At 71.1% G+C, this 21,717-nt stretch carries 18 protein-coding genes; 6 read left to right on the forward strand and 12 right to left on the reverse strand.

Annotated elements, in window-relative coordinates; translation table 11 throughout:
• Positions 1-157 precede the first annotated feature (157 nt).
• Positions 158-2,557: a helix-turn-helix domain-containing protein gene (locus tag ASG96_RS07875; RefSeq protein ID WP_057587666.1), complete on the reverse strand. Its 2,400-nt coding sequence runs from the start codon at positions 2,555-2,557 to the stop codon at positions 158-160.
• Between the two features lie 139 nt (positions 2,558-2,696).
• On the opposite strand from ASG96_RS07875, the gene ASG96_RS07880 reads away from it, so the two are divergent.
• Positions 2,697-3,113: a hypothetical protein gene (locus tag ASG96_RS07880; RefSeq protein WP_057587667.1), complete on the forward strand. Its 417-nt coding sequence runs from the start codon at positions 2,697-2,699 to the stop codon at positions 3,111-3,113.
• 54 nt (positions 3,114-3,167) lie between these two features.
• On the opposite strand, the gene ASG96_RS07885 is transcribed toward ASG96_RS07880, so the two are convergent.
• The gene (locus tag ASG96_RS07885) at positions 3,168-3,932 is read right to left on the reverse strand and encodes a DUF5995 family protein (RefSeq protein WP_057587668.1); all 765 of its coding nucleotides are present in this window, start codon (positions 3,930-3,932) and stop codon (positions 3,168-3,170) included.
• Positions 3,933-4,110: 178 nt separating this feature from the next.
• Between ASG96_RS07885 and ASG96_RS07890 the strand changes: the two genes are divergently transcribed.
• Positions 4,111-4,974 (forward strand): hypothetical protein, encoded by an 864-nt coding sequence (locus ASG96_RS07890; RefSeq protein WP_057588359.1) that lies wholly within the window; start codon positions 4,111-4,113, stop codon positions 4,972-4,974.
• 119 nt (positions 4,975-5,093) lie between these two features.
• On the opposite strand, the gene ASG96_RS07895 is transcribed toward ASG96_RS07890, so the two are convergent.
• The gene (locus ASG96_RS07895; protein ID WP_057587669.1) at positions 5,094-5,936 is read right to left on the reverse strand and encodes a class I SAM-dependent methyltransferase; all 843 of its coding nucleotides are present in this window, start codon (positions 5,934-5,936) and stop codon (positions 5,094-5,096) included.
• Between the two features lie 249 nt (positions 5,937-6,185).
• Here ASG96_RS07895 and ASG96_RS07900 point away from each other — a divergent pair, with 249 nt between their 5' ends.
• Positions 6,186-6,809: a winged helix-turn-helix transcriptional regulator gene (locus ASG96_RS07900; protein WP_235509105.1), complete on the forward strand. Its 624-nt coding sequence runs from the start codon at positions 6,186-6,188 to the stop codon at positions 6,807-6,809.
• Between the two features lie 21 nt (positions 6,810-6,830).
• Here the strand turns inward: ASG96_RS07900 and ASG96_RS07905 are convergent, their stop codons facing one another.
• The 9 genes from ASG96_RS07905 to ASG96_RS07945 form a co-directional block, all read right to left on the reverse strand.
• Entirely contained in the window at positions 6,831-7,550 is a 720-nt protein-coding gene (locus ASG96_RS07905) for a DsbA family protein (protein WP_057587671.1), read from the reverse strand.
• Between the two features lie 41 nt (positions 7,551-7,591).
• Complete coding sequence (locus tag ASG96_RS07910) at positions 7,592-8,746, reverse strand: ABC transporter ATP-binding protein (protein ID WP_057587672.1); 1,155 nt, start codon at positions 8,744-8,746, stop codon at positions 7,592-7,594.
• A 67-nt stretch (positions 8,747-8,813) separates the two neighbouring features.
• Positions 8,814-9,950: an ABC transporter ATP-binding protein gene (locus ASG96_RS07915; protein ID WP_157610742.1), complete on the reverse strand. Its 1,137-nt coding sequence runs from the start codon at positions 9,948-9,950 to the stop codon at positions 8,814-8,816.
• Positions 9,947-10,960 (reverse strand): ABC transporter permease, encoded by a 1,014-nt coding sequence (locus ASG96_RS07920; RefSeq protein WP_056752994.1) that lies wholly within the window; start codon positions 10,958-10,960, stop codon positions 9,947-9,949. Before ASG96_RS07920 ends, ASG96_RS07915 begins: the two co-directional genes overlap by 4 nt.
• 117 nt (positions 10,961-11,077) lie before the next feature.
• Positions 11,078-12,856, reverse strand: coding sequence for an ABC transporter substrate-binding protein (locus ASG96_RS07925; protein WP_057587673.1), 1,779 nt, complete (start codon positions 12,854-12,856; stop codon positions 11,078-11,080).
• A gap of 45 nt (positions 12,857-12,901) precedes the next feature.
• Complete coding sequence (locus ASG96_RS07930) at positions 12,902-13,894, reverse strand: ABC transporter permease (RefSeq protein ID WP_056752999.1); 993 nt, start codon at positions 13,892-13,894, stop codon at positions 12,902-12,904.
• Positions 13,895-14,284: 390 nt separating this feature from the next.
• Positions 14,285-15,298, reverse strand: a complete 1,014-nt coding sequence (locus ASG96_RS07935) for a hemolysin family protein (protein WP_056753002.1) — start codon at positions 15,296-15,298, stop codon at positions 14,285-14,287.
• A complete protein-coding gene (locus ASG96_RS07940) occupies positions 15,295-16,923 on the reverse strand; it encodes a hemolysin family protein (protein WP_057587674.1) in 1,629 nt (542 codons plus the stop codon). Before ASG96_RS07940 ends, ASG96_RS07935 begins: the two co-directional genes overlap by 4 nt.
• Positions 16,924-17,100: 177 nt before the next feature.
• Positions 17,101-17,409: a 4a-hydroxytetrahydrobiopterin dehydratase gene (locus ASG96_RS07945; RefSeq protein WP_056753007.1), complete on the reverse strand. Its 309-nt coding sequence runs from the start codon at positions 17,407-17,409 to the stop codon at positions 17,101-17,103.
• Between the two features lie 73 nt (positions 17,410-17,482).
• Between ASG96_RS07945 and ASG96_RS07950 the strand changes: the two genes are divergently transcribed.
• From ASG96_RS07950 to ASG96_RS07960, 3 genes are all read left to right on the forward strand, one after another.
• Entirely contained in the window at positions 17,483-17,938 is a 456-nt protein-coding gene (locus tag ASG96_RS07950) for a (deoxy)nucleoside triphosphate pyrophosphohydrolase (RefSeq protein ID WP_056754559.1), read from the forward strand.
• An 88-nt stretch (positions 17,939-18,026) separates the two neighbouring features.
• Complete coding sequence (typA, locus tag ASG96_RS07955) at positions 18,027-19,925, forward strand: translational GTPase TypA (RefSeq protein WP_056753010.1); 1,899 nt, start codon at positions 18,027-18,029, stop codon at positions 19,923-19,925.
• Between the two features lie 31 nt (positions 19,926-19,956).
• Positions 19,957-21,717: an ABC transporter substrate-binding protein gene (locus tag ASG96_RS07960; RefSeq protein WP_235509106.1), complete on the forward strand. Its 1,761-nt coding sequence runs from the start codon at positions 19,957-19,959 to the stop codon at positions 21,715-21,717.

Consider the following 21,717-nt stretch of genomic DNA (forward strand, 5'->3'; position numbering starts at 1 on the left):
ACGCGCAGGAAGAAAGTTCCCGGATCGCTGTAACGCCCCGGCCCGCCCTGCCGATGGAGTGGTCAGAAGAGGCGCCACTCGGACCCCCGAGCGAGTGGCGCCTCTCCTCATGTGCGCCCCCACAGGGCGCACCGAGCGGTGGGTCCGACGACCGTGCTCAGCGACGCGGACGTTCGATCCGAGGGCCGCGCCGGTCGCCGACGGCCACGGCGACCGCCTCGTTCGGCGTCAGCGAGCGGCCGTGCGTCAGCTCGGCGACGAAGGCGTCGTCGCCCAGTCGTGCCCGGGCGCCGCCTTCGGCCGCGGCCCGGAGATCGGGGTCGGGAAGGTAGTAGCCGTACACCGCCGAGCCCACCCGGTCACGCATCGCCGAGGAGGCGCCGAGCAGCAGCGTGGCGCGCGAGTGGTCGCCGGTCGAGCCCTCCACGACGGCAAGGCTCTCGAGGAAGAAGGCGAGATTGGCGAGGTCACCGGTCTCGTCGGAGAGCTCGATGCCCTCGAGGAGGAGCCCACGGGCGTCCTCCGGTCGCCCGAGCGCCAGGGCGGTCTGGACCAGCCCGTAGAGCGCGACGTAGGTCGTGAGGCGGTCACCGCGACGGCGAGCACGCGCCAGCCCCTGCTCGTAGCGCGAGATCGCTGCATCGGGGGCACCTTGGAGCAGGTGCACGGTGCCGAGCCACACGTGGGTCAGGCCCAGGATCCAGTCGGCCTCGGGGTCGTCGGGGCCTACGGCCTCGAGGACGCGCGCGAAGTGCTGGCCGGCGCTCGTGAGGCTGCCTGCAGCGAGGGCAGCGAGGCCCTCACCGGCCTCTCCGAACGCGCGGCCGAGCGCGTCGTCGGTGTCCACGGCGATGCGGCGGGCGACCTGCCACCTCTGGGCGCTCGTCTCGATGTCGCCCTGCGCGAACGCCATCGAGGCCGCCGTCAACGTCGTGCGCACACGGACGGGCGGTGACATCTCGAGAGCCAGGGCGCCCTCGGCCAGACGACGACCCTGCCTGAGGTGACCGCGCAGCCACCAGAAGAGCCACAACGCCCAGGCCATCTCCCCGGCCCGCTGGCCGTCCCCCACGGCGATCCAGTGGTCGACGGCGGAGACGAGGTTGCCCGCGTCCCGCTCCGACCGGTCGAGCCAGACGACCTGGTCGGCTCCCTCGTAGTGACAGGCGGCCTCGATCGCCTGGGTGCGGTAGAAGTCGGCGTGCCGGGACCGCGCATCCTCGTGCTCCTCGCCGCCGAGCAGCGCCGCCGCGTGCTGGTGGACGGGCTCGAGCATCGAGTGCCGCACCGACCCGTCCGGCAGGGTGGTCACTCGTACGAGCGAGTGCTCGACGAGCCGCTCGAGGTGCCCGAGGACGCCGTTGCGCTCGCCGGCCACGGCCTCCACGGCGTCGAGCGACGCCCCGTCCGTGAAGACGGAGAGCCGACGATAGAGGGCCTGCTCGGCCTCGGTGAGCAGCCGGTAGCTCCAGTCGAGCGTCGCGCGCATCGTGCGCTGGCGCTCCGGCAGGTCGGCGGATCCCTCACGGGCCATCGCGTCGTCGAGCCGATCGAGCAGCAGCCGTGGGGAGAGGAGCCGGGCACGTGCGGCCGCGAGCTCGAGAGCAAGAGGTATGCCGGCGAGTCGCGTGCAGAGGGCCGTGACCACGACCGCGTCGTCCGGGGTCGTGGCGAAACCCGGCGAGACCGCGCGCGCCCGCGTCAGGAAGAGCATCCCGGCGGGCGCCGCCTCGACCTCGGCCATGCCGCCGATCCCGCTGGGCAGCGCGAGCGGCTGCACGGCATACTCGACCTCCCCGCGCACGCGAAGGGCAGCTCTGCTCGTCGCGAGGACGACGAGCTGGTCGCACTCCTCGAGCAGGCGGGTCACGGTGATGCCGACGCCGGGCAGCTGCTCGAGGTTGTCGAGCACGAGCAGGACACGTCGGCCGCCCAGGGCGTTCACGACGGCCTCGTCGGGGCCCTCGACGGCGTGGAGGCCGAGGGCCCGGCCGATCGTCGGCAGCACAAGGGCGTCGTCCTCCACGGCGGCGAGGAGCACCATCGTGATGCCGTCCGGGTGGTCGCCGCGCGCCCGGCGAGCCACCGTCGTCGCGAGGTGGGTCTTCCCGACGCCCCCGGTGCCGGTCAGCGTGACGAGCCGTACGCCGGGCCTGCGCAGCAGTCCGAGCACCGCGTCGAGGTCGCGGTCCCGACCCATCAGCGGGGTGAGCTGCAAGGGCAGGGACCCGCCTCGACCCTCCTGGGACACCACGCCGTCGGCCGCCCGGAGCGGTTCGATCCCCGCCCGGGCGCGTGGTGGCACCGCCGCGAGGAGGGCCGCGCGGTCCTCGGCGCCCAGCGACAGGGCGGAGGTGAGCGAGCGGACGGTGTGCGGGTAGGGGCGTGACCGCAGACCCCGCTCGAGCGCGCTGATGCCGTGTGAGGTGAGCCCGGCACGCGCCGCGAGCTCCTCCTGCGTCCAGCCCGCCGCCTCCCGTAGCCGGCGCAGGACGTCGCCGAACGGCTCCTGCGGTCGCGAGGAACCGGCCGGGTCGGTTGGGTCGAGGGCCGCCACGCGGGGAGTCTAGGTCTCGTACACCGCTCGTACAGTCGGAACCGTGCGATCGCCGTCCGTGGTGTGTGGACCCGAGCCGCAGGACGCTTCTCCGGTCGGCGCGATCACCCCGATGCGCCCAAGAACCGAAGGAACCGCCATGCTGCGCAGGACCGCTGCCACGCTCGCTCTCACCACGGCCCTCGTGTCCGTTGGTGTCGGCGCCGCGTCGGCTCACGAGTGTTTCATCGCCAACCGCTCGGCCCAGGGCAACGCCGGGGCCAGCAACTCCTCGAACTGGTACACCCTCCAGCTCGAGGAGCTCTACCGCACTGGTCACTTCTTCCTCGGCGGCGACCGGCTGACCGAGGAGCAGGTGCAGACCGCACTCAGCATGACGAGGGAGCAGGGCGTGCCGCTCAGCTTCACCGTCTTCGAGAGGTTCACCATCCCCAGGTCCATCGGGGACCTCGAGGAGATCACGTCGAAGTCGTCCGACGGCAAGGGCGTCGACCACTTCTTCGTCGCCTACGGCGACGCGATCGTCGGCATCTTCCTGGCGGCTCAGGCGTCCTGACTCCGAGGCGCCGGCACCCGACGGGGCGGGTGCCGGCGCACCCGTCTGAACTCGTCACCCCTCCGGTGGCAGCACGACGCCGAACCCGGCGACCGCCAGACGGAGCAGCACCTGACCCGGTGCGAGCAGGTCGGCGATGCGAGCGGCACTGAGCACCTCCAGCTCGGCGAGGCGGACGGCATACGCCTCCGGGCCGTCGACGCGGGCCCGGTGGAGCTCGGTCGTGTTGTGCCACACCTTGGTGCGGGCCTCGCGCAGGAAGCGGGTCGAGGCGGCGCGGTTGAGCGGCGTCAGCACCCGGTCGAGCGCGCTCTTGGCGCTCAGGGCGTTGAGCTCGTCGTCCTCCGCGGCGACGCGACCGGACAGGACCCCGTCGATGCGCTCGTGGTCACGTCGGCGCCGCTCGAGCAGGACGGGGTCGGCGAAGTCGGCATCGCTGATGACGCCGAGCAGGGCCTGCGGCAGGTCGTAGTTGATGTGGGCGTTGATGCCGAGCAGCACCTGCCGCAGCGGCGGAAGGTCCGGCGGCGCGTCGAACGCCAGCCGCCACGGCCGCGGCGCGCGGCGTGCCGGGTCACCGGACAGGTCGGCGTCCAGGGCGTCGAGGTAGAGGTCGGCGAAGACGACGTCCCACCGCTCGACCCACGCCGGGTCCTCGAAGGCGGCCGCCTCGATGGCCTCGCCGACCGCGCGCGTCGTGCGCTGGTAGGTGGCGAGGAACGCGCGTCGGGCGGCGAGCTCCGGGGGCATCTCCTCGAGGGTCGCGGTCATCCGTCCGAGGACGTCGGCGATGGTGCGCCCGCCCACGGTCCCGGTCATCGCGTTCTCCTCACGCACGCCGTCCCTCGCTCCTATTCTGAAGCGAGAGTCGCACGGTGTCAGTCGAATCCGGACGCCGGCGCGCGGGGGCGCTCCTGGTCGAGGAGGCCGGATGAGAGCACGGACGCACGGGCCCAGGCCGTTCGACGTGGTCGGCCGGTCGAGGACGTGAGTGGCCGTGGCGCGCGCCGACCCCGCATCCCTGCCCTCGACGTCACGGCGTGACGACCGCGTGCTGCCGGCCACGCGGGTGCTGGCCTTCGTGCTCGTGCCCATCCTCGTCACGGCGTTCGTCATCCTCTACGGGTTCCCCGCCGACACCGGGCGGCTCTTCGCCTGGACCATCCGGCCGACGCTGACGCCGATGGTGCTCGCGTCGGCCTACCTCGGTGGCGCGTGGTTCTTCGTCCGGGTCACACGCGAGCGGCGGTGGGCCCGCGTCGGCGCCGGACTGCTGTCCGTCACCCTCTTCGCGACCCTGCTCGGCGTCGCCACGGTCATCCACTGGGACCGCTTCAACCACGGCCACGTCGCCTTCTGGCTGTGGGCCACGCTCTACCTCGTCGCCCCGTTCCTCGTGCTCGCGGCGTGGGTGGCCAACACGCAGGTCGCCGCGACGCCTCGCCCCGACGAGCTGCGCCTCAGGCCGGGAGCGCGTGTCGTCGTCGCGGCCGGCGGTGGGCTGGCGCTCGCCCAGGGCCTCCTGATGTTCGCGTTCCCGAGCCTGGTCATCCCGGTCTGGCCGTGGCTGCTGACACCGCTCACGTGTCGTGTCGTCGGTGCGGTCTTCTGCCTCGGCAGCGCCGGTCTCGTCGTGCTCCGTGACAGCAGGTGGGTGCGCCTGCGGCTCATGGTCGAGGTCGAGGTCGTGATGCTGACGCTCATCCTCGTCGGCGCCGTGCGGGCGCGCGCCGACCTGTACGCCGACCGCCCCCTGACCTGGCTGCTGCTGGCCGGCTTCGCTGCCACGCTCGTGGCCTCGCTGGTCCTCTGGAGGGCCATGGCACGGCGTGAACGGATGCCCGGGACGGCGGCCCGCTGACACCCGCCCGCCGACGGAGCCGTCAGCGCGGCGTGAGGCCGAACGGCGTCGTCGACGTCGAGGTCGGCTCCATCGTGCTGCCGTCGACCACGGTGCGGCCGTCCTGGACGCGTGCTGCTTCAGGACGTGGTGCGGCGGGCGGTGACGAGGAGGTACTCCCACCCCATGTGCCCGTCCGCGTCCAGGTGGTCGCGGGCCAGGTCGAGCAGGGCCTCGTCGAGCGCCGCGACCTTGTCGGGGTCGTCGGCGATGCCCCGGTAGGTGACGATCGTCGGACCATAGGTCCGCTTGAAGAAGGCCCGGAAGTCCTCGGGCCGCGTGAAAGGCACCGGAAGGGAACGCTTCTCGGCCACCAGCCCCTCGACGCGGTCTCCGAGCAGCTCTCGCACGTGCGCCTCGTCGCCCCAGAGCGGAGGCGGCTGCCCGCCGGGAGGCGGCGGGGCGGCATACGGCTTCATCGCCGCGAACATCCGGCCGATGAAGCCTGCGGGCGTCCAGCTGACGAGCCCCACGGTCCCGCCCGGTCGCACCACCCGTACGAGCTCGTCCGCAGCCATCTGGTGGTGCGGTGCGAACATGACCCCGACGCAGGACAGGACGACGTCGAAGGAGCCGTCGGCGTAGGCGAGGGCCTCGGCATCGCCCTGCTCCCAGGCGATCTCGACCCCGGCGTCGGCGGCGAGCCGGCGGCCGACGTCGAGCAGCTCGCGGGCGAGGTCGTTCGCGACGACGCGCGCCCCGGTCCGGGCCGCTGGGATCGCGGCGTTTCCGGTGCCCGCTGCGACGTCGAGGACGTCCTGGCCGCTCGTGACGCGGCAGGCGTCGACGAGGACGCGGCCGAGCCCCGGGATCACCTCCCGGGCCACGGCCGGGTAGTCGCCGAGGGCCCACATGGCGGCGTGCCGGGCCTTGAGCGCGGCGTCGGCAGCGGCGGCCTCCAGCGTCCTGGTGTGTGTGGTCATGCTCGTTCCCTCCATCGGTGGCGGGCCGCGTCGCGGCCCGGCGACCCCCCCGGGCCGTCTGCCATCCAGAGTCCGCCGCCACCGGGGCCGTCTCCAGTACACGAAGTGGACTGACGCGGTGCACGTCGAGGACCGATACTGGACGGGGTCGTGGCAGGACGGGCCGCGTCCTCCGACCCGGAGGTGGGGCATGGGACGACATGATCCGGGGCGGGCCAGTACTGCCCGATCTCGCGCACGCTCGACATCGTGGGGGAGCGCTGGTCGCTGCTCATCCTGCGCGACATGCTGACCGGCACGACGCGGTTCAACGACCTGGCGCGCGGCCTGCCCGGGCTGTCGCGCACACTCCTGTCGAAACGGCTGCGCCACCTCGAGCGCTGCGGCGTCGTCGAGCGGGCGGGCACCCGCTACGTGCTGACAGCCTCGGGGCGAGCCCTCGAGCCCGTGGTCTTCGGGCTGGCGCAGTGGGGCGCCGACTGGGTGTTCGGTGACCCCATGCCGGAGGAGCTCGACGCCCAGCTGCTCGTCTGGTGGATGCACAGCCGCGTCGACACCTCGGTGCTCGCCGGCGACCGGCACGTGCTGCACCTGCGCTTCGCCGACGACGCGCGCCGCTTCTGGATCCTCGTCGAGCACGGCACGCCGTCCGTGTGCATGACCGACCCCGGCTTCCCGGTGGACGTGACGATCAGCAGCGACGTCGCGTCGTTGTATGCCGTGTGGCTCGGCCGTCTGCCCCTGACCGCGGCGCTCCGCTCCGGGCGCGTGCAGCTCGAAGGGGCCACGACCGTGACGCGCCGGCTCGACGAGGTGCTCCGGCTCAGCCCGGTGGCACCCTTCGTCGCCGCCATGCGGGCCACACCGGCGTGACGTGGAGGCTCCGGCCTGCGCTCAGCAGCCGTCCGGCCCGCAGGCGACCGCGTCGGTCGCACCGACCGCGACCCCGCTCGTGACGGGCTGGAGCATGACGAGCGGGTGCGACTCCTGCCACGCCTGATCCAGGGCCCGGGCGAAGAGCTCGGTGGGCTGCGCGCCTGACACCCCGTACTTGTCGTCGAGCACGAAGAACGGAACGCCCCTGATGCCGAGGGAGTTCGCGGCGGTGATGTCGCCGACGACAGCATCCCGCCAGGTGTGGGTCTCGAGATCTCGGCGCACCTCGTCGGGGGCGAGCCCGGCCTCGGTGCCGATGCGCACGAGGACCTCCCGGTCGCCGATGTCCTCGCCGTGCTCGAAGTGTGCCGACAGCAACGCCTCCTTGACGCCGTCGCCGACGCCGTGGGCCTTCGCGAGGTGGAGGAGCTCGTGCGCGGCGAAGCTGTTGGCGACGACCACGGACCCGAAGTCGTAGTCCAGGCCCTCGTCGGCGGCGATGGCGGTCACCTGCTCGAACATCTGGCTCACCTGGCTGCGCGACATCCCCTTGCGGTCGACGAGGTAGTCGAGCTCCGTGCCGTCGTGGTGGTCAGGCAGGGTCGGGTCGAGCTGGTAGCTGCGCCAGTGCACCTCGACGTCGTCCCGGTGCGCGAACGAGCCCAGCGCCCTCTCGAAGCGGCGCTTGCCGATGTAGCACCAGGGGCAGGCGACGTCAGACCAGATCTCGACCTTCATGCACCGCTCAACCACCGTGCCGGCGCATTGCTTCCCGAGGGTCAGGCGCGCGGACCCTCGCCGTCACCCGAGGCGTCACGGTCGGGCGTGACCGGAGCGCCGGTGGCATCGGCGACGGGTGCATCGTCCGGGACGACGTCTCCGAGCGGGGCGCCCGTCTGGGCCGGCGCCGGAACGTCGGTGTTCTCGGGGAAGTGGCAGGCGACGTGGTGCAGGGGCGCGAGCTCGACGAGCGGCGGCTCCTGGGTCTTGCAGATCTCCTGCGCCTTCCAGCAGCGCGTGTGGAAGCGGCAGGCCGGCGGCGGGTTGACCGGGCTCGGGACGTCGCCCTCGAGGCGGATGCGCTCGCGCTTCGTGCGCCGTTGCGTGTCGGGGATCGGCACGGCCGAGAGCAGCGCGGTCGTGTACGGGTGCATCGGCCGCGTGTAGAGCTCGTCGCGCTCGGCGATCTCGACGAGCTTGCCGAGGTACATGACCGCGACCCGGTCGGACATGTGCCGCACGACCGACAGGTCGTGCGCGATGACGACGTACGTCAGGCCCAGCTCGTCCTGGAGGTCCTCGAGGAGGTTGATGACCTGGGCCTGGATCGAGACGTCGAGGGCCGACACGGGCTCGTCGGCGACGATGAGCTTGGGCTTGAGCGCGAGCGAGCGCGCGATGCCGATGCGCTGGCGCTGGCCGCCCGAGAACTCGTGGGGGTAGCGGTTGTAGTGCTCGGGGTTGAGGCCGACGAGCTCGAGGAGGTCCTGGACCTCGCGCTTGATGCCGTGCTCGGTCTTGATGCCCTGCAGGCGGTAGGGCGCCCCGACGATGGTGCCGACGGTGTGCCGCGGGTTCAGCGACCCGTAGGGGTCCTGGAAGATCATCTGCACGTCGCGACGCAGCGGCCGCATCTTGCGGGCCGACCAGTGGGTGATGTCCTCGCCCTCGAGCAGGATCGTGCCGTTCGTCGGCTCGAGCAGACGCGTCAGCATGCGACCGGTCGTCGTCTTGCCGCAGCCGGACTCGCCCACGAGCGAGAGCGTCTCGCCGCGCACGACGTTGAACGTCAGGCCGTCGACGGCCTGGACCGCGCCGACCTGGCGCTGCAGGAGGCCGCGCGTGATCGGGAAGTGCTTCGTCAGGTCGGTGACCTGCAGGAGCGACTCGCCCGCCTGCTTCGACGCGGTCGGCTTGACGTGGGTGGTGGTCACGATGGGGCTCCTGTGCTGAGGTCGCGTCGTGCGCGACCGGACCGGGCGTGGACGGACGGTGCAGGCATCACAGCGTCGGCCTGATGTCGTTCTCCCAGATGGTGGTCCGCTCCTCGCGGGTGAGGTGGCACGCGGAGTAGTGGCCCGGGTACGTCTCGGCGAACGGCGGCCGCTCGGACTGGCTCAGCCCGCCCGTGCGGTCGGCGTACGCGCACCGCGGGTGGAACGGGCAGCCCGACGGCACGTTGATGAGGCTGGGCGGGGCGCCCTTGATCGGGCGCAGACGCTCCGTGCGCACGCGGTCGAGGCGCGGCATCGAGCTGAGCAGCCCCCACGTGTAGGGGTGCTGGGGCCGGGTGAAGACCTCGTCGGCCGTGGCGTACTCGACCGAGCGACCGGCATACATCACCATGATGTCGTCGGAGAGCTCGGCCACGACCCCGAGGTCGTGGGTGATGAGGATGACGGCCGAGTTGAACTCCGACTGGAGGTCACGGATGAGGTCGAGGATCTGGGCCTGCACCGTCACGTCGAGCGCGGTCGTGGGCTCGTCGGCGATGAGCAGGTCGGGGTCGCACGACAGGGCCATCGCGATCATGGCGCGCTGGCGCATCCCTCCGGAGAACTGGTGCGGGTAGTCGTCGACCCGGCTCGACGGCTGGGGGATGCCCACGCGTCCGAGCATGTCGATCGCGTGCTTCTTCGCGACCGACGTGCTGACCTTGTTGTGGATCCGGTAGGCCTCGATGATCTGGTGGCCGACCGTGTAGAACGGGTGCATCGCCGAGAGCGGGTCCTGGAAGATCATCGCCATGCGCTTGCCGCGCAGCTCGCGCACGCGCTCGGGCTTGGCGCCGATGAGCTCGGTCTCGTCCAGCTTGATCGAGCCGGTCATGCGGACCGTGCCGGGTTTGTGCAGGCCCATGATCGACATGCTCGTGACGCTCTTGCCCGAGCCGGACTCACCGACGATGCCGAGCGTCTTGCCGCGGGCCACGTCGAACGAGAGGCCGTCGACGGACTTCACGACGCCGTCGTCGGTGGGGAAGTGGACGCGGAGGTCGCGCACCGACAGGAACGCGTCGGCGGCCGGTGCGCCCATGCCCCCGATGCCGTCGAGGGTGTTGACTGCCGTGGCGCCCTTGTCGCGGCGGCGCGTGCGGTCGTCCGCGCGACTGGTGGTCTCGTTGGTGGACTGGCTCATGAGGTGCGCACCCTGGGGTCGAGGACGGCGTAGAGGAGGTCGACGATGAGGCTCGCGAAGATGACGAACACGGCGCCGAAGAGTGTCACACCGAGCACCTTCGGAAGGTCGTTGTTGGTGATCGCCTGGACGGCGTAGTAGCCGATGCCCTGGAGCGAGAACGTCGTCTCGGTCAGCACCGCGCCACCGAGCAGCAGGCCGAGGTCGAGACCGAAGATCGTGAGGATCGGCGTCAGTGCCGAGCGCAGCCCGTGCCTGACGACGACGTCGTGCTCCCTCAGCCCCTTGGCGCGGGCCGTGCGGATGTAGTCCTCGTTCATCGTCTCCAGCATGCCGGCGCGGGTCAGGCGGGCGTAGGAGGCCGCGTAGAGGAACGCGAGCGTGATCCAGGGCAGCAGCATGCGATGGACGAGGTCGAGCGGACCAGTGGCGTCCATCGGACTCGCGCCGCCGGCATACGTCCATTTGAGGCCGTAGCTGAAGATCGTCAGCGAGAGCAGTCCGGTGAAGAAGATCGGGAGGGACACGCCGGCGAGGGCGATGCCCATGAAGCCGCGGTCGAGCACGCTGCCGCGCTTGAGCGCGGAGATGACGCCGGTGCCGACGCCGCCGACGAGCCACAGGAACGCGGCGCCCGCCGCGAGGATCCCGGTGACGGGGAGGCGGTCGAGGATGTCGGGCAGCACCGGGTTCTGCGTGATGTAGGAGTAGCCGAGGCACGGGGCCGGGCAGTGGTCGATGCCGGCGCCGGTGTCGTAGTCGGATCCCGTGAGGACGCCCTTGACGAAGCGGCCGTACTGCACCCAGATCGGGTCGGTGAAGCCGAGCTTGATGGCCTGCGCGTGGATCTGCGCCTCGCCGGCGCTCTTGCCGACGTAGCGCGACGCGAGGTCGTCCGCTGTCGCACCGCCGATGCGGGGGACGAGGAAGAAGATCACGAAGACGACCGCGCTCACGATGAAGAGCAGCAGGACGGCGGCGAAGAGCCGGCGGATCAGGTACGTCAGCACGATGTGGTGGCCGGACGCGACGACGAGCAGCTCATGGCTACCCGTCGCCGCGTCACGCCTTCACCTACTTTCGATGAAAAGGTTCGAACCGTAAGGCCCGCGGACGGGCCCGTTGGGTCACGGGTTGGCGACGCCCGTCGAGGCGTAGTCGTAGTAGGAGTAGCCGTCGTTGACGAACACGTTGGCGATCGTGTCGGGGCGGAAGAGCAGCGACTTGGGCCAGACGCCGGGGATCACCTGGGCCTGCTCCATGACGATCTTGTCGATCTGGCCCCAGATCGCCTCACGCTTGGTCGTGTCGGACTCGTTGAGCGCCTGGTCCATGAGCGCGTCGACCTCGGGGATCTTGATGCCGAGGTTGGTGTTGCCCGCGGGGCGGATGACGCGGCTGTCGACGATCTGCTGCAGGAAGCCGAAGCCGTCGGGCCAGTCAGCACCCCAGCTCATCACCATGAGGCCGAGCTTGTTGGCCTTGGCGAAGTCCGGCTTGCCGGCGTAGAGCTTGAAGTAGTCACCGGCCGGGTAGGGCTTGAGCGTCAGCTTGACGCCGATCTTGGCGAGCGACTGCTGCATCGACTCGGCAGCGGCCTTCTCCTTCGGGCGCTCCGGGCGGTAGGAGATGTTGGTCTCGAAACCGTTCGGCTGACCGCACTTGGTGAGCGCGGCCTTGGCGGAGTCGATGTCTCCGGTCGGCTTGGCCTTGGAGTTGTAGAGGTCCATCTCCTGGAAGCCCGGGATGATCGGGGGCAGCAGCCCCGTGGCGATGGTGCCGCCGATGTCGCCGCCGTAGGCGCGCTGGTAGCCCGTCTTGTCAGCGGCGAAGATGACGGCCTTGCGGCAGTCGATGTTGTCGAACGGCGCGACGTCGCTGTTGATCTGGGCGTAGTTCGCACGCGCGGTCGTCGGGTTGTCGGTGTGGGCCTTCAGGGCCGGGTCGGCGAGGATCTTGCCCTGCGCGGCGGCCTGCACGCCGGTCCCGGCGAGGTCGATGTCGAGGTCACCGGCCATGAGGCGGTTGTCGAGGTCGGCGGCGTTGACGCCGATCTCGACGGTGAGCTTGTCCGGGAGTGCCTTGCGGCCCGTGTCCTTGTCGGTTGCGGGGTCGTACTGGTCGTTGCGGACGAGCTCGAGGCGCTTGCCCGTCTGGTAGACCGAGAACTTGTAGGGGCCGCTCGAGATGACGTGTTCCTTGTACTTCGTGCCGGTGTCCTTGGCCTGCGGCACGGGGGACGTGGAGGACAGCTGGGCGAAGTAGTCGAAGCCGGCGAACGGCTTGCTGAGGTGGAAGACGATCGTCTTGTCGTCGGGCGTCTCGATCGACTTGAGGTTGTCGAGGTTCTTGTCCTTGTAGACCGAGTAGCCCTCGGGGACGTCGGCGAGGAAGTCGTTGAAGTACGTCGGGCCGTTGGGGAACGTGCCCTTGTCGAGCTGTCGCGCGACGGCGTACTTGATGTCCTTGGTCGTGATGGGCGAGCCGTCCTCGTACTTCAGGCCGTCCTTGAGGGTGTACGTCCACGTCTTGTTGCCGTCGCTCGCCTTGCCGAGCGTGGTGGCGAGGTCGGGCACGAGCTGCGCCCCTTCCTTGCCCGGCGCCGACTTGAACGACACGAGCTGACGGGCGTAGTTGCGCAGGAAGTCCCACGACAGGCCGTAGTACGTGTCACCGGGGTCGACGGAGTCCCAGTCGCTCGAGATGCCGAAGCGAAGCGTTCCGCCCTTCTTGTCGGACGGGTTGAAGACCGCGGTCAGGGCAGCGTTCGCTGTCGGTGCCGCTCCCGAGCCACCTCCGGCCGTACCGCTGGGCGTCGAGCCCGGCGTCGTGCTGCCCGCGCACGCGGACAGACCCAAGGCGAGGGCGGCCGCGGTTGCGACCACCATCACGCGTGTGTTCTTCATGAGTGGATGCGCTCCTTCGTGTTGCGGGATGCGGGCTGCGGTGGGTTACCGAGACCGCGGATCGAGGGCGTCACGCAGGCCGTCCCCGAAGAGGTTGAAGGCCAGCACCGTCACGAAGATGGCGAGGCCGGGCCAGAGCATGAACCAGGGGTCGATCTGGTACCACTGGGCGGCGTCGGAGAGCATGCCGCCCCACGTGGCGGTGGGGGGCTGCACGCCGACACCGAGGAACGACAGGCCTGCCTCGAAGAGGATGTTGCTCGGGATGAGCAGGGTCGCGTAGACGAGGATCGGCGCCAGGAGGTTGGGCAGCAGCTCCTTGAAGAGGATGTAGGGCGTGCGCGCCCCGAGGCTGCGTGCCGCGTCGACGAACTCGCGCTCGCGCAGGGACAGCGTCTGGCCGCGCACGATGCGCCCGATGTAGGGCCAGTTGAAGAAGCCGATGATGAAGACGATGACGGAGATGCGTAGGGCGTCGCCCTTGAGGCCGAACGCCTGGTCGGGCACGACGCCGGCGAGGGCCAGGGCGAAGACGAGCAGCGGGAACGCGAGGAAGACGTCCATCGTGCGGCTGATCAGCGTGTCGATGGTGCCGCCGAAGAAGCCGGCGACGACGCCGAGGATCGTGCCGATGACCACCGAGAGCAGCGTCGCGAGGAACGCGATGAGCAGGGAGACCTGGGAGCCGTAGATGACGCGGCTGAAGATGTCGCGGCCGTTGACCGGCTCGAGGCCGTAGAGGAAGTCCCAGGACATGCCGCCGTAGGGGCCGATCGGGATCTGGGTGTTGGGGTCGATGAGCTCCTGGTGGAACTCGTTCGGCGGGTGGCCGAGCAGGCCGACGACCAGCGGGGCCGCGATCGCGACGACGATGAGGTAGATGACGAAGAAGCCACCGGCGAGGGCGACCTTGTCGCGCTTGAGCCGCGACCAGGCGATCTGACCGAGCGACCGCCCCTCGATGTGTCCCTCGCCCTGCAGGACGGACTCGGGCTCCGCCGAGGTCGCGCCGGGCTCGAGGTCAAGGGGAGTGCTCATGGATGCCGTCACCTCCGGGTCGTGATCGGTGCCGGAGACCGGGTCGGCCCTCCAACATGCTGGGTAGCAGCCGCAACCTACCGCCCCCACGACCGCGCGGCTTCATCATTCAGCGGGTTTACACGGTCAGCAACCGACTTGGCGAAATCGTGACGCGGTGGAGATCTTCCGGCGACCTGTGCCGCGCGACCGGAAGATCGCCCGCACCCCGGGGTTCGCCCCAGCCGGGGCGACGAACGGCCGGCCCCTGCGGGCCCGAAAGGCCGCATATCCCCTCGCGCGTGGTGGAGGCCCCTCCGAGCGGGCTCGGAGGGGGCTCCCAGCGAGCACCCAGCGTGGGCCGTCCGGGACGGGGTCGTACGCGTGGGGCGGGCGCTCGCCGGCCGCGCGCTACGCGTCCGTCTCGTCGTCGAACTGCCCGAGGACGCGCTCGAGCAGGTCCTCCATCGTCACGAGGCCGACCGGGGCGGTGGGCCCGTCGACGAGGACGAGCTGGACGTGGCGGGCCCGCATGGCCGACACGGTGTCGAGCAGCGAGAGTCCGGCGTCGACGTGGACCGCCGGCGCCGTGACGGTGGTGACGGGCGCCCCCGGGGCGGCGCGGACGATGTCCCGCACATGGGCGATGCCCACGGGCGTGTCGCCCTCCCGGACGACGAGTCTCGACCGGCCGGTGTCGCGCGAGACCGCCTCGGCCTCGGCGCAGGTCGCCGTGGTCGCGACGCCGACGGCCTCGTCGATGGGGACGAGGACGTCGCTCACCGGCGTGGTGTCGAGGTCGATGGCGCCGGCGAGGACACGGTGCTCGGGCTCCGCGAGCATGCCGTGGTCCTTCGAGCTCGCGATGAGCAGCTGCAGCTCCTTGGGGCCGTGGACCTGGCCGAGCTCGTCCTGCGGCGTCACGCCGACGAGCCGCAGGCACCCGTTGGCCATCGCGTTGAGCAGGCTGAGCGCCGGGCGCATGACGAAGGCGAAGCCGCGGAACGGCAGCGCCAGCAGCACGGCGGACCGCTCGGGGTGGGCGATTGCCCACGACTTGGGGGCCATCTCGCCGACGACCATGTGGAGGAAGACGACGATGCCGACGGCCAGCACGACCGACACGACGTAGGCCGCCGCCTCCGGCACGCGCACGAAGGTGAAGACCGGGGTGAGCAGCTCCGCCACGGCCGGCTTGGCGAGCGAGCCGAGCCCCAGGGTGCACAGCGTGATGCCGAGCTGCGCGCCGGCGAGCATGAGCGACAGCTCGCGGCTGCCGCGCACCGCGGCCCGAGCCGCGACGCTGCCGCGCTCGGCGAGGTCCTCGAGCCGGTGGCGCTTGCTGGCCACGAGGGCGAACTCCGCCGCGACGAAGAACGCGTTGAGGACGAGGAGCAGGAGGGAGACGAGCAGGGCGGTCGTCATCGGCCGGCCTCCGTCCGCGCGTCGGCCGAGCGGTCCGTCGCATCGTCGCCCGCGTCGCCCGCGTCGCCCGCGTCGCCCTCGTCGGCGAAGGTACGGCCGGAGTCGAGTGCCTCGAGGTCCGACATGAGGTCGAGCACCTCGACGCGCACCGACGAGGGGACGTGTCGCTCGACCGCCTCGACGGTCAGGCGGACCGAGACCGTCAGGTGCCGGCGCTCGGGCTCGGGCTCGTGGTCGCCGCCGTCGGCCGGAGAGCCGACCGTCGCCGCTCCGGGGTCGGTGGGGTCGGCGAGGTCGGCGAGGTCGGCGAGGTCGGCGACGTCGCGAGGGTCGCCGGCACCGTCCGACTCGTCGGGGTCGGCGGCGTGGCGTTCCGGCACGACCTCGCGGCGGGCCTCGACCTGCACCTCGTCACCGACGACGGCCGTGCGGCCGAGGTCCTCGAGGATGAGTCCGCTGATGGTGGAGTACCCGTCGCTGCTCGCCAGCCGCAGCTCGGTGGCGGTGTCGAGCTCGTCGAGGCGCAGGTGGCCCGGGACCACCCACGTGTCGGTGCCCGCCTCGACGACGCCGGGTTCCGGGCTGTCGTCCTCGTCGAGGATCTCGCCGACGACCTCTTCGGCGATGTCCTCGAAGGTGACGATGCCGGCGAAGCCCCCGTGCTCGTCGACGACCACGGCCAGCTGCCGGTGGTCGGCACGGATCTGCTCGAGCACGCGGGGCAGGGGAGCGCTCGTGGGCACGACGGTCGGGTCGGACACGACGGAGCCGACGGTCGTCGTCGCACGACGGTCGGGCTCGACCGACAGCACCTCGGCGATCCCCGCGACCCCGACGATGTCGTCGCCGTCGTGGCCGGTGACCGGGAAGCGCGACCAGCCGCTGTCGAGCAGGTCGACGAGGGCCGAGACCGGGGCGTCGGCGTGGATCGTCGTGACCCGCACGCGCGGTGTCATGACGTCGCCTGCGTCGAGCTCTCGGAAGCGCAGGCCACCCTCGAGCACGTCGGACAGGTCGTCGTCGAGCAGGCCGCCCGCGTGCGACTCGTCGATGATCCGGGTGAGGTCCTCGGCCGTGGCGCCCTGCTCGAGCTCCTCGACGGGCTCGATGCCGACCTTGCGCAGCAGGGTCGTGGACGCACGGTCGAAGAGCCGTACGACCGGGCCGGCCACGCTGAGGTAGATCAGCGTCGACCGGCTGAGGGCGCGGGCGAGCGGCACCGTCCGTGCGATGGCGAGGTTCTTGGGCGCGAGCTCGCCGAAGACCATCTGCACGACGGTCGAGAAGACGAGGACGGCGGTGACCGAGAGGCTGAGGCGGGCGGCATACGACATCGACGGGTCGAGCAGCTCGGCGATGCCGGCGCCCACGAGGGGTTCGGAGACGTAGCCGACGAGCAGTGCGGTCACGGTGATCCCGAACTGCGCGGCCGAGAGGGTGAACGACAGCCGCGAGGTGACCTGCAGGGCGCGTTCGGCGGGGGCGTCGCCCTCGGCCGCGAGCTGCTTGAGGGCGTTGCGGTCGACGGCGACGTAGGCGAACTCCTGGGCCACGAAGTAGCCGGTCGCCGCGGTCAGGGCGAGGATCAGCAGGATGCCCAGGCCGATGCCCAGGGCGGTGCTCATGCGATCACCACCCGGCTGAGCGGGTGGTGGGTCTGGGGCGGCCGGATCGGGTCCGGCCAGGGACTATGGCCCTCCCGGGACTCGGCACGCGAGTCGGAGCGTGAGTGGGATCGCATGAGGCAATCCTAAGTTAGGGACGCGCCGGGTCCCCCCGCCGCACGTCAGCTGCTCAGCGGGTCAGCCGGTCGCGACGGCGCCGCGGCGCGTCGCCTCCTGGCTGATCTGGTGCGCGAGCTCGACGTCGAGCTGGGTGAGGCCTCCCTCGGAGTGCGTCGACAGTGCGAAGGCGACCGTGCGCCAGCGGATGTCGATGTCGGGATGGTGGTCCATCGTCTCCGCCGCGGCCGCGACCTCCCGCACGAGCGCGATGCCGGTCAGGAAGTCCGGTGCCTCGAAGGACGCCCGGATCGTGTCGTCGTCGCGCGTCCAGTCGGGCAGGTCGCCCAGCTGGCGCTCGATCTCCTCGTCGGTGAGCCGTCGTGTCATGCAGTCCAGTAAACGCCTCGTCGTGCTCGTCCGGTCGTCGTGGACACCCGGCTGTGGCACCATCGGTGGCGCCATGAGCAGCCCTGACCCCGTCCAGCACCCGGTTCGCCTCGTCGTCGGGGCCGCCGTCGTCGACGACCTGGAGCGCCCGACCCGCCTGCTGTCGGCCCGCCGCACGGAGCCCTCCGCGCTCGCCGGCGGCTGGGAGCTGCCCGGCGGCAAGGTCGACGAGGGTGAGTCCCCGTTGTCGGCCCTGCACCGCGAGCTCCTCGAGGAGCTCGGGGTCCGGGTGCGCCTCGGCGCCCATGTGCCGGGGCCGAGGCCGGGCACCACGTGGCCGCTGGGCGACCGGTACGAGATGCTGGTGTGGCTCGCCGAGGTCGTCGAGGGCACGCCCGAGCCGCTCGAGGACCACGACGAGCTGCGCTGGCTCGAGCTGGGCGACCTGCGGGCAGTGGGGTGGCTCCCTGCAGACCTGCCCATCGTCGAGCGTCTCGAGGCGGTGCTCCACCGGGCGGCCGCCACCTGAGCCGGGCGAACCGCCTCCTGAACCACACGAGAACCACCCACGACGCCGTGGTCCGAACCACCCTCGAAACCCTGAGAGACTGTTCCTCATGCCCATGAAGACCCGCGCGGACATCCGCAACGTCGCCATCGTCGCCCACGTCGACCACGGCAAGACCACCCTCGTCGACAAGATGCTCTGGCAGTCCGGCGCGTTCGGCGAGCACCAGCACGTCGACGAGCGCGCGATGGACTCCGGTGACCTCGAGCGCGAGAAGGGCATCACGATCCTCGCGAAGAACACCGCGGTGCACTACACGGGCAAGGCGGCCTCCGACCGTGGCCTCTCCGACGGCGTCACCATCAACATCATCGACACCCCCGGCCACGCCGACTTCGGCGGTGAGGTCGAGCGCGGCCTGTCGATGGTCGACGGCGTCGTCCTCCTCGTCGACGCGTCCGAGGGCCCGCTGCCCCAGACCCGCTTCGTGCTGCGCAAGGCGCTGGCCGCGAAGATGCCGGTCATCCTCTGCATCAACAAGGTCGACCGTCCCGACTCGCGCATCGCCGAGGTCGTCGACGAGGCCTACGAGCTCTTCCTCGACCTCGACGCCACCGAGGAGCAGATCGACTTCCCGATCGTCTACGCGTCGGCCAAGGCCGGCCGCGCCTCGCTCGAGCGTCCCGACGACGGCGGCCTCCCGGAGGGCGACGACCTCGAGGCCCTCTTCGAGACGATCCTCGAGACGATCCCCGCGCCGACCTACGACGACGAGGCCCCGCTCCAGGCGCACGTCACCAACCTCGACGCCTCCAACTTCCTCGGCCGTCTCGCCCTGCTCCGTGTCTTCAACGGCACGATCAGGAAGGGGCAGCAGGTCATGTGGTGCCGTCATGACGGCTCGCAGCAGCGCGTCAAGATCACCGAGCTGCTCATGACCGAGGCCCTCGAGCGCAAGCCCGCGGAGGAGGCCGGCCCCGGTGACATCATCGCCGTCGCGGGCATCCCCGAGATCACGATCGGCGAGACGCTCGCCGACCCCGAGAACCCGGTCCCGCTGCCGCTCATCACCGTCGACGAGCCCGCCATCTCGATGACGATCGGCACCAACACGAGCCCGATGGTCGGCCAGGTCCGCGGCTCGAAGGTCACGGCCCGCATGGTCAAGGACCGCCTCGACAAGGAGCTCATCGGCAACGTGTCGCTGCGCATCCTCAACACCGAGCGTCCCGACGCCTGGGAGGTCCAGGGCCGTGGTGAGCTCGCGCTCGCCATCCTCGTCGAGCAGATGCGTCGCGAGGGCTACGAGCTGACCGTGGGCAAGCCGCAGGTCGTCACGCGCGAGGTCGACGGCAAGATCCACGAGCCCGTCGAGCGCCTCACGATCGACACCCCCGAGGAGTTCCTCGGCGCGATCACGCAGATCATGGCCGCCCGCAAGGGGCGCATGGAGCAGATGACCAACCACGGCACGGGCTGGATCCGCATGGAGTTCCTCGTGCCCAGCCGTGGCCTCATCGGCTTCCGCACCGAGTTCCTCACGGAGACGCGCGGCACGGGCATCGCCCACCACGTCTTCGAGGACTACGAGCCGTGGTTCGGCGCCATCACGACCCGCACGAGCGGCTCGCTGGTGTCCGACCGCAAGGGCGTCGTGACGTCCTACGCGATGGTCAACCTCCAGGAGCGCGGCACGCTCTTCGTCGACCCGACGACCGAGGTCTACGAGGGCATGATCGTCGGCGAGAACTCCCGCGCCGACGACATGGACGTCAACATCACCAAGGAGAAGAAGCTCACCAACGTGCGCGCCTCCTCCTCGGACAACTTCGAGAAGATCGTCCCGCCCCGCAAGCTCAGCCTCGAGCAGTGCCTCGAGTTCTGCCGCGAGGACGAGTGCGTCGAGGTGACGCCCGAGTCCGTCCGCATCCGCAAGGTCGTCCTCGACGCCGGCGAGCGCGCCCGAACCGCGTCCCGTGCGCGTTCGGCGGCGAAGGCCGAGGGCTGACCGACCCGTGCCTGTGGGTGGGCGCGTCGTGGTGCGTGGGCTGAGGCGGTCGCTGGCCGCCGCAGCCGGTGCTGCAGTCCTCGCGGCGGGAGCCGCGGCGTGCAGCGGGTCGAGCGACCCGACGAGCACGCAGGGGGCGTTGGGCAGTGCCCCGCCGGCTGCGACGGGGCAGCCCCAGCCCGGCGGCACGCTGCAGGTCCTCGTGTCGGGCACCGTCTCGACGTGGGACCCGCAGCTGATGTACGTCGGGCCCGAGGCGTTCTTCGCCCAGCGCACGTTCGCCCGCGGCCTGACGGCATACGGCACCGGTGAGCACCAGCGCGACGTCGAGGCCGACCTCGCGACCGACACGGGCCGGCCGAGCGACGGTGCCCGCACGTGGGCGTTCACGCTGCGCGAGGGACTGACCTGGCAGGACGGCTCGCCGATCACCTGCGACGACGTGCGCCACGGCGTGGCCCGCACCTTCGACCGCCGCACCCACGTCGGCGGCACGAACTACGCCAGCTACCTGCTTGACATGCCGACCAAGGTGACGCCGGAGGGGCTCGAGAAGCCCGTCTACGCCGGGCCCACCGACAAGGGTCACCAGGCCGACTTCGACCGGGCCGTCTCGTGCAAGGGCCGCACCATCACCTTCCGGCTGCGCGACGCCGAGCCCGACTTCGCGCACATCGTGGCGCTGCCCGAGTTCGCACCCCGCAAGGCCTCGGCCGACACCAAGAGCGACAAGGCGTCGTTCGCCGTCATGTCCAGCGGGCCCTACCGCCTCAAGGAGCCGTGGGTCGTCGGCAAGGGCGGCACCTTCGTGCGCAACGAGCACTGGGACCCGCGCTCCGACCCGATCCGGCAGGCCTACCCCGACGAGATCCACGTGACGTCGGGGCTGGGGGAGTCGACGGTCATCCAGCGGCTGCTCAATCAGCAGGACGACGACGCGTATGCCGTGTCGTGGGTCCAGGCGAGCCCGACCCTGCGCAACCAGGCGGGCACCGACCTGCAGGCCCGCCTCACCTTCCCCTACACCGGCAACGTCGACTACCTCGCCGTCAACATGCGCAGCAAGGTGATGTCCAACCCGGCCGTGCGCAAGGCCCTGTCGCTGTCGACGAACCGCGCGACCTACGTGACCGCGACCGGCGGCGAGGGCGCGGGCACCCCGACGTGGTCGGTCCTGTCGCCGACGGTCGACCCCGAGTCCGTGACCCCGCCACCGGGTCTCGGCGTCGAGGGTGACCCCGAGGGAGCCCGGAAGCTGCTCGAGCAGGCCGGCGTGAAGCTGCCCGTCCCCCTGCGGGTCGTCTACGCGCGGTCGGTGCTCGGCGACAAGGCGTACGCCGCCCTGGCGGCCGGGTGGGAGCGTGCAGGCTTCAAGGTCGAGCTCACGGGTGTGCCGCCGGAGGAGTACTACGAGACCATCGAGAAGCCGACCTCGGTCGACTCCTACGACGTCTTCCGCGGGGTGTGGACGCCCGACTGGCCGTCGGCCGGCGGGGTGCTGCCGGCGCTCTTCGACCCGCGCATCAACATCGACTCGTCGGGTCCCGGGCAGGACGTCGGCTACTTCAGCAGCGACGCCGTGAACGCGCTCATCGACAAGGCCGTCGCGACCCCCAACCCCAGGGCACGCGCGACGGTGTGGGAGAAGGCCGACCGGGTCATCCGCGACGAGGGCGGCTACATCGCGCTGTCGGCGACGAAGGCCCTCTACCTGCACGGTGCCGGCGTCAAGACCTACGAGGACCACAGCGTCGGCGGCATCGTCGACCTCGCCACCGTGTCCGTGCGCTGA

Source organism: Terrabacter sp. Soil810, from assembly GCF_001429645.1.
Lineage (GTDB): Bacteria > Actinomycetota > Actinomycetes > Actinomycetales > Dermatophilaceae > Terrabacter.